Annotated in this window: 12 protein-coding genes and 1 pseudogene; 5 read left to right on the top strand and 8 right to left on the bottom strand. The window is 60.7% G+C overall.

Translation table 11 applies throughout. The features are described 5' to 3' along the window. Positions 1-114: 114 nt before the first annotated feature. The 3 genes and pseudogenes from ACILSI_RS22500 to ACILSI_RS22490 form a co-directional block, all read left to right on the top strand. Positions 115-522: pseudogene (locus ACILSI_RS22500) on the top strand (FKBP-type peptidyl-prolyl cis-trans isomerase); the annotation flags it as partial. A gap of 19 nt (positions 523-541) precedes the next feature. Next, the gene (locus tag ACILSI_RS22495) at positions 542-1,294 is read left to right on the top strand and encodes an SDR family NAD(P)-dependent oxidoreductase (RefSeq protein ID WP_395724166.1); all 753 of its coding nucleotides are present in this window, start codon (positions 542-544) and stop codon (positions 1,292-1,294) included. A gap of 32 nt (positions 1,295-1,326) precedes the next feature. Beyond that, positions 1,327-2,739 (top strand): N,N-dimethylformamidase beta subunit family domain-containing protein, encoded by a 1,413-nt coding sequence (locus ACILSI_RS22490; protein ID WP_395724165.1) that lies wholly within the window; start codon positions 1,327-1,329, stop codon positions 2,737-2,739. Between the two features lie 135 nt (positions 2,740-2,874). On the opposite strand, the gene ACILSI_RS22485 is transcribed toward ACILSI_RS22490, so the two are convergent. The 7 genes from ACILSI_RS22485 to ACILSI_RS22455 all read right to left on the bottom strand — a co-directional run bounded on the left by ACILSI_RS22485 (position 2,875) and on the right by ACILSI_RS22455 (position 11,290). Continuing rightward, the gene (locus ACILSI_RS22485) at positions 2,875-3,516 is read right to left on the bottom strand and encodes a hypothetical protein (RefSeq protein WP_395724164.1); all 642 of its coding nucleotides are present in this window, start codon (positions 3,514-3,516) and stop codon (positions 2,875-2,877) included. A gap of 59 nt (positions 3,517-3,575) precedes the next feature. Then, complete coding sequence (locus ACILSI_RS22480) at positions 3,576-4,925, bottom strand: DUF1501 domain-containing protein (protein ID WP_395724163.1); 1,350 nt, start codon at positions 4,923-4,925, stop codon at positions 3,576-3,578. 100 nt (positions 4,926-5,025) lie between these two features. Then, positions 5,026-6,918, bottom strand: coding sequence for a DUF1549 and DUF1553 domain-containing protein (locus ACILSI_RS22475; protein WP_395724162.1), 1,893 nt, complete (start codon positions 6,916-6,918; stop codon positions 5,026-5,028). Positions 6,919-7,010: 92 nt separating this feature from the next. Further along, complete coding sequence (locus tag ACILSI_RS22470; RefSeq protein ID WP_395724161.1) at positions 7,011-8,570, bottom strand: hypothetical protein; 1,560 nt, start codon at positions 8,568-8,570, stop codon at positions 7,011-7,013. After that, on the bottom strand, positions 8,567-9,064 hold the full coding sequence (locus tag ACILSI_RS22465) for a DUF4375 domain-containing protein (RefSeq protein WP_395724160.1): 498 nt from the start codon (positions 9,062-9,064) through the stop codon (positions 8,567-8,569). The genes ACILSI_RS22470 and ACILSI_RS22465 overlap by 4 nt, the downstream gene beginning before the upstream one ends. 20 nt (positions 9,065-9,084) lie before the next feature. Next, entirely contained in the window at positions 9,085-10,761 is a 1,677-nt protein-coding gene (locus ACILSI_RS22460) for a M56 family metallopeptidase (protein ID WP_395724159.1), read from the bottom strand. Positions 10,762-10,885: 124 nt separating this feature from the next. Continuing rightward, on the bottom strand, positions 10,886-11,290 hold the full coding sequence (locus ACILSI_RS22455; RefSeq protein WP_395724158.1) for a BlaI/MecI/CopY family transcriptional regulator: 405 nt from the start codon (positions 11,288-11,290) through the stop codon (positions 10,886-10,888). 138 nt (positions 11,291-11,428) lie between these two features. Here ACILSI_RS22455 and murA point away from each other — a divergent pair, with 138 nt between their 5' ends. Continuing rightward, the gene (murA, locus tag ACILSI_RS22450; RefSeq protein WP_395724157.1) at positions 11,429-12,691 is read left to right on the top strand and encodes a UDP-N-acetylglucosamine 1-carboxyvinyltransferase; all 1,263 of its coding nucleotides are present in this window, start codon (positions 11,429-11,431) and stop codon (positions 12,689-12,691) included. On the opposite strand, the gene ACILSI_RS22445 is transcribed toward murA, so the two are convergent. Then, positions 12,688-13,548 (bottom strand): LysR family transcriptional regulator, encoded by an 861-nt coding sequence (locus tag ACILSI_RS22445; protein WP_395724156.1) that lies wholly within the window; start codon positions 13,546-13,548, stop codon positions 12,688-12,690. The two genes, murA and ACILSI_RS22445, sit on opposite strands and share 4 nt — an antisense overlap. A gap of 79 nt (positions 13,549-13,627) precedes the next feature. Here ACILSI_RS22445 and ACILSI_RS22440 point away from each other — a divergent pair. Beyond that, positions 13,628-14,430: sugar phosphate isomerase/epimerase family protein (locus tag ACILSI_RS22440; protein ID WP_395724155.1), on the top strand; the 803-nt coding region annotated here is incomplete at its 3' end.

Genomic DNA, 14,430 nt, shown 5'->3' with positions numbered 1-14,430 from the left:
AAAGGTTACGTCTGGAAAGTGGTCCGGATTTCGGCGAATCCAACGGCGCATTGTGTGGGATTAGCGGTTGCAACGGTGCGGTCCCAAAGGAAGAACACAGGCCCAACTCCTACTCGCATGTCTCAATCCGCTCTCGAACTCGGCAAAGCCTTCCTCATTGAAAACGCCCGCAAACAGGGCATCACCACGACCGCCAGCGGTCTGCAATATGAGGTTTTAAGGGAAGGCACCGGCACCAGCCCGAAGGTCAAGGACACCGTGGTGGTGAATTATCGTGGAACCCTGCTCAATGGCGTGGAATTCGACAGCTCCTATCTCGCCGGACGCGAACCGGCGGAGTTTCCGCTGAAACGCGTGATCAAAGGTTGGACCGAGGGCCTGCAACTGATGAAGGAGGGGGCGAAATTCCGCTTCTTCATCGCGCCAGAGCTTGCGTATGGCAAGCGCGGCGCCGGGATCGACATCGGGCCGAACGAGACGCTCATCTTTGAGGTGGAACTGCTGAAAGTCTGGGAGGACTAGGCGCGATTGCTCTGCCCTCATGAATCAAATCGACCTCAAAGACAGAGTGGCCATCATTACCGGCGGTGCACGTGGCATCGGCTATGCCATCGCTGAACGGCTGCTTCAATCCGGTGCCCATGTGTGCCTGTGGGACATGGATGCTTCGGCGCTGGAGGCTGCCAAAAGCGAACTCTCCGCTCTCGGCAAAGTTCATGCCGCCACGGTAGATGTGACGAGCCTGGGTTCGGTCGAAGTCGGAGCTGCTTCCACCATTGGAGCTTTTGGCAAGATCGACATCCTCGTGAACAACGCGGGCATCGCCGGGACGAACGCGAAGACCTGGGAAACCGATCCTGCCGACTGGCAGCGTGTGATGGCGATCAATCTGAACGGCCCCTTCCACTGCTGCCACGCCGTGGTGCCGCATATGCTCAAGAACGGTTATGGCCGCATCGTGAACATCGCCTCCATCGCTGGCAAGGAAGGCAATCCCAACGCCGCGCATTACAGCGCCTCGAAAGCAGGCGTGGTCGCGTTGACGAAGTCACTCGGGAAAGAACTCGCCACCAGCAATATCATTGTGAATGCGGTGACGCCGGCGGTGATCGAGACCGACATCCTGAAGCAACTCACGCAGCAGCACATCGACTACATGCTCTCGAAGATCCCGATGAACCGCTTCGGCAAGAAGGAGGAGGCTGCGGCGCTTGTGGCGTGGCTGAGTTCCGAGGACTGCTCGTTCACGACCGGGGCTGTGTTCGATTTGTCCGGTGGCCGAGCAACCTACTGATCAGTTTCAGCCAAGGTGCGCGTATTCTGATCATGTCACTGATCACCGAAGAAAACGCCAGGCCCGGATCGAACGACTGGCAGCTCACCCGCATGCGCCTTGATGGCAGCGGCTTTCGCTCGCCGGTGATCGAAGGCTACTGCTCGCGGCAGTCCGTGAAGGCCGGCGAGACGCTCGAGATTTTCGTCAGCACGAAGCCCGCATCCCATTTTAAGATCGAGATCTTCCGCACCGGCTACTACGGCGGCAAAGGCGCACGCTTGATGGCCGAACTCGGCCCCTTCGATGGACAAGAGCAGGCGGTGCCGGGGATCGGCGAGAAACGTCTGCGCGAATGCCGCTGGGAGAAATCGACCTCGCTCACGATTCCTGCGGATTGGATCAGCGGCGTGTATCTCGGGCGGCTGACGACTTTGCCTGCCACGAAGGACGAACCGTATTGGCAAAGCTACATCGTTTTCATCGTCACTGACGACCGCAAGGCGGACATCCTCTTCCAGTGCAGTGATAACACCTGGCAGGCTTACAACAGGTGGCCGGACAACTACTCGCTCTACACCGATCCGAAAGGCAACCAGGGCCCGTGGTCGGATGTCAGTTTCGACCGGCCCTACGCCAACTACGCGCAGATCTACACGAACCCTCAGTCCGTGGGCAGTGGCGAGTGGCTGTGCTTCGAGTTTCCTGCCGCCTACTGGCTGGAGAAGGAAGGCTACGATGTGACCTACTGCTCGAATGCCGACATGAACACGCCGGATCATGGTTTGAAGTGCAAAGCCTTCATCAGCATCGGCCACGACGAGTATTGGGACCTTCGCCAGCACGATAGCGTGGCGAAGATGCGAGATGCAGGCGTCAATCTGCTCTTCCTTTCCGGCAACTCCGTCTGCTGGGTGACGCCTTTCTCTCCAAACGCGGGTGGCGTGCCGAATCGCCGCATCTTCCGCGGCGGGCCGTATGGCGGCGACTACAAGTATGCCGTGGATCGCGAGAAAGAGCACGGCCCCTACCCGCATCGTGGCCCTGATGAAGGTTATCTCATGGGCGTGCGCAACATCGACCCGGTGAACGGCGGCGGTGACTGGATCTGCACGAAGCCCGAGCACTGGGTCTTTGAAGGCACCGGCATGAAAAAGGGCGACCTCATTCCCGGCATGATCGGCTGGGAGTATCACGGCGATGCACCAGCAGACCTGCCCGGCCTGCAAATCGTCGCCGCTGGCACTGCCTTCCAAGGCGGAACGCGGCCACAGCAGTGGCAGTCCGTCATTTTCGACGGACCGAAGAACAACTTCATCTTCAACGCCTCAACCATTTGGTGGGCGCAGGGTTTGAGCAAACCGCCCGGCCACATGCCCGTGTGGAGCCACTACTCCCGCCCCCACGGCACCGATGCTCGCGTGCAGCGCATCACGGCGAATCTGCTCAAGCGGGCGATCATTTAAAATTCGCCGACCTTCGCGTCAGCGGACTGAGGCAATGTGGCAGGTTTGAGTTTCTCAGCACGGCCCTCGTTCGACGCCAAAGCTATAAAGATGGGGACGATGAGGGGTTGCTCTGCGCTCGGTTGCAGACGCCATCTAGGGGATGAATTCGCTGTAGTGGAAGAGGCACCACTTGCCATCCTCGCTGATCCGCAGTTCCAGACGCTTGCTCTTAAAGAACGTGTCGCGGTTCGTGGCAAGAGCCTTCTCTTCGGGAGTGCTTGAGACGACATAGTCGTCAAAAGGCGGGTTGAACGTCTCGAAGCCTTGGTCCTCAAGTAAGGCGGCTTGGAAAGCGGGGGCGATCTGCAAGACGCCATAAGCCCACTGTCCATCGCCATGCGAGTCGCCTAGTTCGATACGCTGGGCCAGGGCATGCGGCGCGAGCTTGGGGCCGATGAGCCACTTCAGGCGCTGGGCAGGCAGGGCGTCATGGATGGCCAGCCCGATCAACACGGCGAGACCACCCGGCACCAGAAGCCGCAGAACTGTCGGCCAGCGCTTGAACAGGAATGCCGAGATCCAGGCAACGACTCCAAAGAACGGAAGCATCAACATTTGTCCGATGATAAACCAGTGGGCCGTGGTGAACGGAAACAGATCACCGCGCTCGTAATCCAGTCCGACCATGTTAAACCACATCCAAAGCTCCAAGGAGGCCAAGGTGATCAGTCCGAACAACTTGCCCGAGAGGCGACGGGAAAGGGCGGCCGGGACAGGGGCTTCTTCGACGTTCATCTGAGGGGCAAGGTGTTTGGCTTTGGATCGGTTGCCAAGCTAGACGCTACCGCGCAAAATCAAGCCAGAATATCCTTCGCCACCACGCCATGCACGTCGGTGAGGCGGAAGTTGCGGCCGGAGTAGCGGTAGGTGAGGCGTTCGTGATTGATGCCCATGAGATGGAGGACGGTGGCGTGCAAATCGTGGGTGGTGATGATGCCGGTTTCGGCGGTGTCGCCCATGGCGTTGGTGCTGCCGTAGGCGAAGCCGCCTTTCACGCCGCCGCCGGCCATCCACATGGTGTAGCCGCGACCGTTGTGTCCGCGACCATTGTAGGGTTCGTTGTCGTAGCTCGATCCGCGACCGAATTCACCGCCCCAGAGGATGAGCGTGTCCTTGAGCATGTCGCGCTGCTTCAGGTCGGCGATGAGGCCGGCGATCGGTTTGTCGATGGATGTAGCCTGGCGGGTGATGCCTTCGCGGAGTTGCTGATGATGGTCCCAGCCGGTGCTGGTGAGCTGGATGAAGCGCACGCCTTTCTCAGCCATGCGACGCGCCATGAGGCATTGCGTGCCAAAGCGCTCGGTGTCGCCGTTGTCGAGGCCGTAGAGTTCGCGGATGTGCGCGGGTTCTTGGTCGAGATCGAGCACGTCGGGCACGCTGGTCTGCATTTTGTAGGCGAGCTCGTAGCTCTGGATGATGCCTTCGAGCTCGGGATTGCCCGGATCGCCCGCAAGCAGCCTGCGATTGGCTTTTTGGATGAATTCGATCTGCTTGCGCTGCTGCGCGTCGCTGAGTCGGCCATTCGAGAGATCGGGAACGCCGCCGCCAGTGGTGCTGAGTCGCGTGCCTTGGAAGCTCGCGGGCAAAAACGCGCTGCCGTAGTTCATCGCGCCGCCGGTGTCGGCCACGGGATTGATGGTGACAAAGCCCGGCAGGTCCTCCGCCTCGGTGCCGAGGCCGTAAACGATCCATGCGCCCATCGAAGGCCGCACAAACGTCTCGCTGCCGATGTGCAGCGCCACGGTGGCCATTTGATGCGCGTTCGTGCGTGTCTGCATGCCGTTGAGGATGCAGAGGTCGTCGGCGTGCTTCGACAGCTCAGTAAAAGCGTCCGAGATCATGAGACCGCTCTTGCCGCGCGGTTTGAAGTCGAACGCGGTGCCCATGTACTTCGCCACCTTCTGCTCGTGGGCCTTCACGAGCTCCGGTTTGTAATCAAACGTGTCCAGATGGCTCGGCCCGCCCTGCATGAACATGAAGATCACGCGCTTGGCCTTCGCCGCGAAGTGCGGAGCCTTCGGAGCCAGCGGATTGATCGTCTTCGGCGGTGCCGCAGCCGAAGCCCACTGCTGATGCAGCGCATTGAACGCCAACCAGCCGAAGCCTGCGCTGGTGGATTGGAGAACGTTGCGGCGTGTCGTCATGGCGATCAGAGATTTGGCAGGAAGATTTTGGGGCAAGAAAATTGGAAGAATGAGGGATCGGGGAAATTTTCTTGCCCATCAAATTTTCCTGCCATTGGAATTAAAAGACATATCGAAACTCCGCCGTGCCCAGCAGTGCCTGCACGAGCGTTTGGAGGTCCAGATCGGTTGAATCGGCGATTTCTTCGGGAGTGGGTTTTCGGCCCAAAATGAGGGTGTAGGCGGTTTGAAGGTCTTTTCCGGCCTTGTCGGCGATTTGGGCGGCGAGTTGTTCGACGAAGGGGTTGTTCATGAAGAACAGGGCCTGTGGGGCAACGGTGGTGACATCGCGCTGGCCTTTGATTTGGGTGGGGCCGGGGAAGTCGAAGGTGCTGAAGAGTTCGGGGATGTTGTCGCGCACGACGGGGAGGTAGATCGTGCGATAGGGCTCCTCGATGCCGAGCAGGCCGCGCGTGATGCCGTGACGGCCTTTGCCGCCGGTGCCAGCGACTTGGATGCCTTCGGGGCGGTCGAAGGTGAGCTGACCGGCGAGTTGCAGCAGCGTGTCGCGCAGCGGTTCGAGTTCGAGGCGCTTCGGGTTTTGGCGCCAGCGGAGTTTGTTGCCCGCATCGGGATGCTCGGGATTGCCGGTGGTGGCGAGTCGGTAGGTGCGACTGAGCATCAGCTCGCGGATCATTTTCTTCACGCTCCAACCATTTGTGACGAAACGGATGGCGAGATGGTCGAGCAGCTCGGGATGCGTGGGATCGGCGCCGGTGATGCCGAAGTCATCGGGCGTGCGCACGAGGCCTTCGCCGAAAAGATGCTGCCAGAGGCGGTTCACCATCACGCGTGAGGTGAGCGGATGCGTGGGCTGCGTGAGCCATTGGGCGAATTCGAGGCGGCCGGAGCTTTGCGCGGGCACTTTCGGCATCGGTGGCAAGGCGGGGAGTTTCAATTCGCCGCGATTCGGCGCGGTGTCGCGATCATGTGGGTCGCCGCCGATGGCGATTTCGCAGTCTTTGAGTTCGCCGTCGATGACGCCCATGCAGAAGTGCGGATCGTGGTCGTAGCGGATGGTTTGCTTCGGATTGCCGAGCTCGCGGATGTCATCCATCGAGTGAATACCCGCGGGCAGTTTTTGCGGCGGGCCGACGGCTTCATCGAGCTCGGTGGGCAGATCGACGAGCGCCTCGGGGCTGACGTAACCACCGGCGACGCCGTCGTTGCGGTTCGGCGTGCCGCTGAGTGTGCGGCTGCTGTAAAAGATGCCGGCGAGCGCGTAGTAGTCGCGCATGGTGACGGGCTCGGTTTTGTGATCGTGGCAGCGTGCGCAGGCGAGCGTGAGGCCGAGGAAGGCGCGTCCGACGACGTCGATCTGGTCATCGACCTGATCCAGGATGTATTGCTCGTAGTCGCCCTCCTGCACGTTCATGCTGCCGAGCGCGAGCATGCCGGTGCCGACGATTTGATCACGGCGCTGCAACACGGTCTTCGCCGGGAGCAAATCGCCCGCGATCTGCTCGGCGACGAAGCGGTTGTAGGGCTTGTCTTCATTGAGTGAGTCGATCACCCAATCGCGATACCGCGCCGCATACAGAAACGGCGCATTCCACACGCGACCGACGCTGTCCGCATAGCGCACGACATCGAGCCAGTGCCTCGCCCAGCGCTCGCCGAAGCGTTCGGATTGAAGGAAGGCGTCGATGACCTTCGCGAAGGCGATGTCATCGGAAGAAGGATCGCGCAGAAAGGCCTCGATCTCGGTTTGAGACGGCGGAAGGCCACGCAGATCGAAGGACGCACGACGAATGAGCGTCGCCCGCGAGGCATCGCCGATGGGACGGAGGTTTTCTTTTTCGAGTCGGGCCAGGATGAAGCGGTCGAGGTCGTCTTTCGGCCACGCGGTGTCTTTCGTGACTGGAATGGCGGGGCGCTGGAGACGCTGGTAGGACCAGGGCGTGGGGTTGTCGTATTTCTCGGCGGCTTGAGTGGAAAGGAGGCCGGTGAGCAACAGAATCAGAAAATAGACAGGAGAATGGGGGCAGGAGAATAAAGAACCCATTCTTCTTTCCCCATTCTTCTGTCGAATTGCTGACGGCGAGTTCATTTCACGCCTCCTTTCGACTTCAGCCATGCGCTCATGGCTTTGACGTTTTGGACGAAGTCGAGGCTGTAGAGGACGCCGCCGGCGGGTTTGGTTTTTTTGCCGTTCGCATCGCGCATGATGCCGCGGTCGTTGTCGGTGATGGGCCAGGAGCCGTTGGGGGCTTGTTCTTTGAGGATGGTGGCGATGTCGGCGTCGGTGGGCGGGGAGGACCAGCGTTCTTTTTCGGTGCGGGGGAAGGTGACGGGCTCGCCACGGGCGATCTGGCTGCCAGCGGCTTGCAGGGCGTCGAGTTCGCTGTCCCAGACCCAGCCGTAGTTCGAGGAGGCGTTTTTGTCGGAGTAGGTGAGCTCGAAGCCTTTGCCGCCGGGGCCGCGCTCGAAGTAGAGGGGCTTATTGGTGTTCAGTTCGTAGAAGCGGGCGAGCTTGTTGCCGGGCAGGAGCACGGTGCGGAGGTAAGTGATGGCCTTGGCGACGGGCGCGAGGTATTTTTTGTCGCCGGTGGCGGCGGCGAGCTTCAGCAGCGCCCACATGGCGGCCTGGCTTTCGCGACCGCTGATGGCGGTGGGCTCGAACTGACGGCTCCACACGGGCTGCATGTCGGCGTTGTATTGCTGCGCCCAGGCGGGCTGCGGATCGGGCATCTGCGCGAGCAGGAGGAAGTCGCCGCCGCGTTTGGCGGCCGCGAGGTATTGGGCATCGCCACGGAGCTGCCAGGCGAGGAGCAGCGTGCTCATCAAGGTGGCGTGCGTGTTGTCATTGAGCACGTAGCAGCCGCTGAAGTCCTTCGGCCACTTGCGCGGCCAGTCCTGCGGGTAGTTGGCGGGCTTGATGGGATACTTTTCGACGGGCGGCGGAAACGAGGGCGCGTCGTCGAAATTCGCGCTCCAACCACCGGCGGGATACTGCGTCATCATAATCGTGCGCAGCGCGAAGTCGGCGGCGTCTTTGATCTCGGCGTCCTTGCCACCGAGCGCGTGATCGACGCGCACGAGCAAGCGCGTGGCGGCCTGGGAGACATCGTCGTCGTAGGTGGCGTAGTTTTTCTTGTCCTGACGACGCCAGTTGTGCCAGCCAGCCTCGCGCGTGGCGGTCTGCGTGCGAGGAATGGCCGTTCCATCGGCCTTGCGGCAGTAATTATTCGATTCGCGGCCTTTGACATCGAAATGGCCCGAGTAGTCCCAACCGCCCGAAGCGAGCTGCGTGCGCGAAACGCATCGCGCGGCCGCGATGGCAGCTGCGAGGCACTTTTCGTCCTTCGTGGCTTCGTAAGTATCCAGCATCGCCATCCCGACCGCAGGCGTGCCCGGCGGCTGAATCCAGATCGTGTCCGGGCCGGGAATGCCTTCCGCCTCACGCAGCGTGAAGTCGGCGCTGTAGCGATAAACGTAGCCGCCGTGGGACGCCGCTTTCGAGAGGTAGAACGAAACCGCTTTGATGGTGGCGGCGGAGACTTCGGCGGGTGTCGTGGCCTCCGCGAGCGGCGGAATGACGAAGGACGAAATCAGAATGAGGAAGGAATGACGAGGACCGAATGAGGAATGGGAAGAGAAGTTCATTTGCGCTCGGGTTGGAGAACTTGATCGTCATTCTTGCGGAGGTAGGCCATCAGTGCGCCCCAGTATGCGGAGTCTATTTTATAGAACTCTTTATCGAGTGCTGCCCATCTAACCAAAGTCTCCTCGGGAAGTGTGGCGATGGTGTCTTCACGCTTTTGGTGATCCTGAGGGACTTCGCCCTCTGGAAACATCGAGCAAGCGCGTTGGAAGATGGCTAGCGCACCATCGAAGCCAAGGGCCTGTAGAGCGCTTTTGACCTCTGCGGCGTGTCGTCCCGATGGATTCATGAAGAACTGTACATGCCCGCCGTTTCCCACCTCTCCTTGGTATAGCAGATACATGTGAACGTGGAACTCAGGTTCCGAGAAGCCGAAGTAAGGCTTGTTTTCGCTTACGCCTTCACGCGTTGACCAGATTGTTCCCAGTCTGGCGAGAGCTTCAATGGGCTCCGTTTCATGGAGCAAACGCTCGATGTAGTCTCTCGCGTATTTCATGACGCAGATTCGGGAACGGATTACTCTGCCTTGATACCCACGTTCTTGTTCCCGTTGTCGCGGACGGCATCGACGGTGTTGTGGAGGGCTTTGAGCGGGATGTCGTCGTTGCCGGTGACTTCGACTTTGGCACCGGGGTGGTCGGGGAGGAAGGTGCTGAGGAAGCCGCGGAGGCGGTTCATGGGGACTTTTTCGTCGCCGATGAGGACGGTGTCGCCGCCGTCGATGACTTTGAGGGTGATGAGTTCGCTGGAGGAGGTGGTGGAGCGATCACCGTCGCCTTTGCGGGGCTTTTGGCCGGATTCGGCGGAGGGCTTGCGGCCTTCGCCATCGCCTTTGCGGGCAGGAGTGCCCGCATCACGTTCCGCAGCGGGCTTTTTCATGCCTTCGCCGTCGCGGGAGCCTGTGCGCGGTTTTTCGCCATCGCGTTCGCCGGTGCGGGGCTTGTCGCCATCGCGCATGCCGGGTTTCTTTTCGGCTTCGCCATCGCGGGGGCCGGGTTTGCGGGTGCCGTCGCGTTCGGCGCTGGGTTTTCCGCCTTCACGCTCTGCGGAGGGTTTTCCGCCTTCGCGTTCACCGTCCTTCATGGTGGGCTTGGGGGACTCTGTTGACCGTGGTGACTCTGTTGACGGTTTTGCGGTGGTGGAGCCTTCGCGGACTTTCGGCGGGACTTCTTTTTCGGCGGCGCGGGCGGTGGTGAAGGAGTAGCCGACCAGCACGCTGAGCGTGAGGACGAGCAGGGCCTGAATGACGGGCTGGCGGGTGGTCGGGGTGGCGATCATGAGGATGCGTTGACGCAGGGTGGGGTGGTTGCGCACGCATGGAGCCACCCCTGCGATGGCCGGTGGTGCGAAGAAGGTTTCCTGGATGCGCAGCAGCGTGTGGCCGTAGTCGAGTCGCTCGGACGGCGCGAGGATGGCGAGCGCTCCGGCATCGCAGCGCAGTTCGCGATCCGCCTGGAAGCGCGACACGACGAACCACACGAGCGGATTGAACCAATGCAGCGCCTGCACGGCCGTGGCGGCCCAGTTCCACAAGAGATCACGATGGCGGATGTGATGCAGCTCGTGCATCAGCACATGGCGCAGGCTGCGGTCGGTGAAGCGCGTCTGCCAATCCTCCGGCAGCAGCAGTTTCGGCTGGCGGATACCGACCAAGGCCGGTGTGGTGCCTGCGGGCATCAACACGACTTTGGGAGTGTGCGGCACGCCAGCACGTGAACAGAGGGAACGCAGCAGGGAATGAAGATGCGGGTCGTTCGCGACACGACGAGTGCGCAGGTAGCGATCAAAACGTCGCTGACGATAACAAGCACCGAAAAACACGGCTGCCGCGCCGAGCAGCCAGATCCACGTGAGCAGAATCTGAAGCGAAAACGACCACGAGCGCTCTGCTGGCGCATCGGGGAGCGAAACGGTGTTCAGCGCGAGGATGGAGGTTTGTTTCGCGGGTGATGCTGCCTGAATGACCTCGCTCACAGCCGCGGTTTCCTCCTTTGCCCACGCGCCAAGGCCAAATCCAGCCGGGATGAAGGCGGGGAGCATCAACTTAGCCCCGACGAGCATCCAGAGACCGATGCGCCATGCGGGACTGAGGCGCGTGCCGAGCATGAGGCGCAGGCCGAGCACGGCGAGGATGAGGAGGCTGGCCTCAATGGAGGTGCGCTGGAGCCAGTGGAGGAGTGCGTCGGCATTCATGGTGCTGTGAAGGACTAAATGTGGAACTGCGGGTGGTGGCGACTTCTAACTTCTCACGTCAGACTGCTGACGAGTGCGTTGGGATCGAGGACGAGTTCGAGTAGGAGGACGATGAAGCGCGTGGCTATTTTTTGAGTTTCTTCTCAGCTTGAGCGAGCACCTCACGAAGGGCGGCGAGGTCGTCTTTCGAGACTTCTTCGCGCTCCATGAGGCCGGCGACGAATGGGGTGAGGCGGCCGTTGAAGACACGATCGAGGAAACTGCGGCTTTCCTCGTGCTGGCACTGGTCTTGGGCCACGGCAGGCGAGTAGCGAAACTCACGGCCGACGGATTCGACTGCAAGAGCACCTTTGTCGGTAAGTCTGCGGATAAGCGACTGCACGGTGCGCGGTTTCCAGTGCAGTCGGCCTTCGAGATCCTTCACCACTTCGGCCAGCGTGCTCGTGCCACGCTCCCACAGCACCTTCATCACCGTCCATTCGGCGTCTGAGATTTTGGGAGCGGGAGATGTTTCGTGACGGCGTGCCATGGTGGAGGATTACAGATGTGATCCTCGGATTACGCATGTAATCCAAGTTGGCAAATGCTTTTTTAAACGGCCAATCTCTGCCCAGGAAGCGGAAGAAGCGCTTGCCAGTGCGCCATTCCGCAGCACAAAGCCTACAATATGGAAAAACTCATCGTACACGGCTGCGCTCCGCTGAAAGGTCGCATCAACATCAGCGGATCGAAGAACTCGTCGCTGCCGATTCTCGCGGCCACGTTGCTCACGAAGGATACCTGCACGATTCGTCGTGTGCCTGACCTCAGCGACACGAATTACATGGTACGCATTCTCGGCGAGCTCGGCGCTGAAGTGGAGCGTGCCAGTGGCGTCGTCGTGGTGAAGGCGGAAAAGATCAAATCCGTCGCGCCTTACGACCTCGTGCGCAAAATGCGCGCCTCCATCTGCGTGCTCGGGCCGCTCACGGGCCGCTTGAAGAAATGCACCGTGTCCTTGCCCGGCGGCTGCGTCATTGGTGATCGTCCCGTCGATCTTCATCTCAAAGGCCTCGAAGCCCTCGGCGCGCAGGTCACGGTGGACGGCGGCGACATCAGCGTGAATGCCAAGAAGGGCTTCAAAGGCGGCCCGATGAACCTCATGGGCAAACACGGCTCCACCGTGCTCGGCACCGACAACGTCATGATGGCTGCCGTGCTCGCCAAAGGCACCACGATCATCGAAGGCGCTGCCGCTGAGCCGGAAGTCGAAGACCTCGCGAACTTCCTCATCAAGATGGGGGCGAAGATCCAAGGCGCAGGCACCAATCGCATCGTCATTGAAGGCGTGAAGGAACTGCACGGAGCCGAGCACACCGTCATTCCCGACCGCATCGAAGCGGGTACCTTCCTCGTGGCGGGTGCCATGCTGGGGGACGGCGTCACGCTCAAGCGCGTCATGCCTGAGCACATGAAATCCGTGACCGATGCGATGATCAAATGCGGCTTCCCGTTGGAGATCACGAAGGACAGCATCACGGTTCGCCCGAATCCGAACGCGAAAGGCTTCGACCTCACCACGCTCTGCTATCCCGGCTTCCCGACGGATATGCAGGCCCAGTTCTGCGCTTTGGCGTGCGTGATCAACGACACCAGTACCATCACCGAGACGATCTTCCCGCAGCGCTTCATGCACTGCGCTGAAATGAAGCGCATGGGAGCAAATATCGACCTGCAAGGTGCCACAGCCCGCATCCGTGGCGGCGAGAAGATGAAAGGCGCTCCCGTCATGGCCTCTGATCTACGCGCCTCCGCAGCGCTGGTGCTCGCTGGCCTCGTCGCTGAAGGCAAGACGGAGATCAATCGACTCTACCACATTGATCGCGGCTACGAGCACCTCGACGACAAGTTGGCCACACTCGGCGCACAGGTGGAGCGCGTGAGAGATTAAGGAATCAGTTTCAGCAAAGCCTGGGCGGCTGGCGAAAGCACGCTGCCTTTTTGCCACACCGCAGCGATCTGCCGCTGCATCTTGGGATCACGAATCGTGATCGCTTGAATGGTCTTGGGCAGATTTCCGGCCGCCAGTTGCGGCACGATGGCCAAACCGAGTCCCGCCGCGACCAACGCCCGCACTGTTTCGAGTTCGCCGCTCTCACAGGCGATGCGCGGTTCAAATCCAGCTTTGCGGCAGGTCTCCAGCGCCGTGTCACGCGCACGACCTTTGTAGAAGATGAAGGGCTCCGAGGCCAGTTGCTTTAATGCCACCTCCTTCTGCTTCGCCAGCGCATGCGATTTCGCGACGAGCAGCACGAAGGGCTCGGTGATAATCGTCCGCGTCTCAAACGCTGACTTGCTGGCAGGAAGCTGGAGAAATCCGATGTCTGCCAAGCCTGATTCCACGTTCTCGGCCACACGCTCAGAACTGTCCTCGATCAATTGCAGACCCACCTTGCCATGCTGTTTGCCGAAGCTGCGAATCACCTCTGGCAGCAGGCACGCGCTCACGCTTGGAATCGCTGCGATGATCAATTTGCCGCCGCGAAGCTGCGCCACATCGGAGACAATGGCCTTCGCCGCCTCAGCTTGAGTGAGGAGCGCTTCTGCACGTGGCAGGAAGGCTTTCCCGGCCGCAGTGAGGTGGATTTCTTTTCGGCCACGGATGAACAAAGCGGTGCCGAGTTCCGATTCGAGGTTCTTCATCTGCTGACTCAAAGCCGGCTGCGCCATGTGCAAACGCTCCGCCGCCCGTGTAAAGCTGCGCTGCCGGGCGATCTCGATGAAGTAGCCGAGTTGGTAGAGTTCCATGATCAAAGATCAGTATTTCCAATCCTGAGCATCGTAAAATCATCTTTTTCTTATGGCGGTGAGCCGCCATGATCCGCCCATGAGCCGACTGTGCGTCCACACCATCACCACGAAGCCGCTGAGCCTCGAACAATGCCTCGCTGAGTTTCCCAAGCGCGGCGTGAGCGGCATCACCATCTGGCGCCAGGCTCTCGAAGGTCGCGATTTGGCCACGGTGAAGCGCCAGACGGCCGATTCGGGCATGGAAGTGGTCAGTTTGTGCCGCGGAGGCTTTTTTCCGGCCAAATCGGCTGCGGATCGGCAAAAGGCCATCGACGACAACTTGCTCGCCGTCGAGCAGGCGCAGGAGATCGGCGCTCCGCTCATCGTTTTGGTCTGCGGAGCCGTTCCGGGGCAGTCGCTGGTCGAATCGCGGAAGCAGATCACCGATGGCATCGCGGCTTGTTTGCCTGCGGCGGAGGCGGCGGGCGTGAAACTCGCCATCGAGCCGCTGCATCCGATGTATGCCGATGACCGCAGCGCGGTGAACACGATGCGTCAGGCGCATGAGATTTGCGACGCGCTCGGCTCGCCGAAGTCGGTGGGCATCGCGGTGGATGTGTATCACGTCTGGTGGGACCCGGAGTTGAAGTCACAGATCGATCTCGCGGGCCAAACCGGCCGCCTGCATGCCTTCCACATCTGCGATTGGAAAACACCGACCACGGATCTCCTCAACGACCGCGGCCTGATGGGCGAAGGCTGCATCAACATCCGCGAAATCAGCGACTGGGTGGACGCCACCGGCTTCACCGGCCATCGCGAGGTCGAAATCTTCTCCCACAAATGGTGGAGCGGCGATCAGGGCGAGTTCCTCGATCAAATCGCCTCCAGCTACGCACG

This window comes from Prosthecobacter sp., assembly GCF_044232965.1.
GTDB lineage: Bacteria > Verrucomicrobiota > Verrucomicrobiia > Verrucomicrobiales > Verrucomicrobiaceae > Prosthecobacter.
Note: the sequence above shows the minus strand (reverse complement) of the source record. Positions and strands in the feature narration are given on the sequence as shown.

Bases quoted from the DNA above. Each gene is read 5' to 3' on its own strand.
- ACILSI_RS22495 (WP_395724166.1), top strand. From the start codon at position 542: ATGAATCAAATCGACCTCAAAGACAGAGTGGCCATCATTACCGGCGGT.
- ACILSI_RS22490 (WP_395724165.1), top strand. From the start codon at position 1,327: ATGTCACTGATCACCGAAGAAAACGCCAGGCCCGGATCGAACGACTGG.
- ACILSI_RS22485 (WP_395724164.1), bottom strand. From the start codon at position 3,516: ATGAACGTCGAAGAAGCCCCTGTCCCGGCCGCCCTTTCCCGTCGCCTC.
- ACILSI_RS22480 (WP_395724163.1), bottom strand. From the start codon at position 4,925: ATGACGACACGCCGCAACGTTCTCCAATCCACCAGCGCAGGCTTCGGC.
- ACILSI_RS22470 (WP_395724161.1), bottom strand. From the start codon at position 8,570: ATGAACTTCTCTTCCCATTCCTCATTCGGTCCTCGTCATTCCTTCCTC.
- ACILSI_RS22465 (WP_395724160.1), bottom strand. From the start codon at position 9,064: ATGAAATACGCGAGAGACTACATCGAGCGTTTGCTCCATGAAACGGAG.
- ACILSI_RS22460 (WP_395724159.1), bottom strand. From the start codon at position 10,761: ATGAATGCCGACGCACTCCTCCACTGGCTCCAGCGCACCTCCATTGAG.
- ACILSI_RS22455 (WP_395724158.1), bottom strand. From the start codon at position 11,290: ATGGCACGCCGTCACGAAACATCTCCCGCTCCCAAAATCTCAGACGCC.
- murA (WP_395724157.1), top strand. From the start codon at position 11,429: ATGGAAAAACTCATCGTACACGGCTGCGCTCCGCTGAAAGGTCGCATC.
- ACILSI_RS22445 (WP_395724156.1), bottom strand. From the start codon at position 13,548: ATGGAACTCTACCAACTCGGCTACTTCATCGAGATCGCCCGGCAGCGC.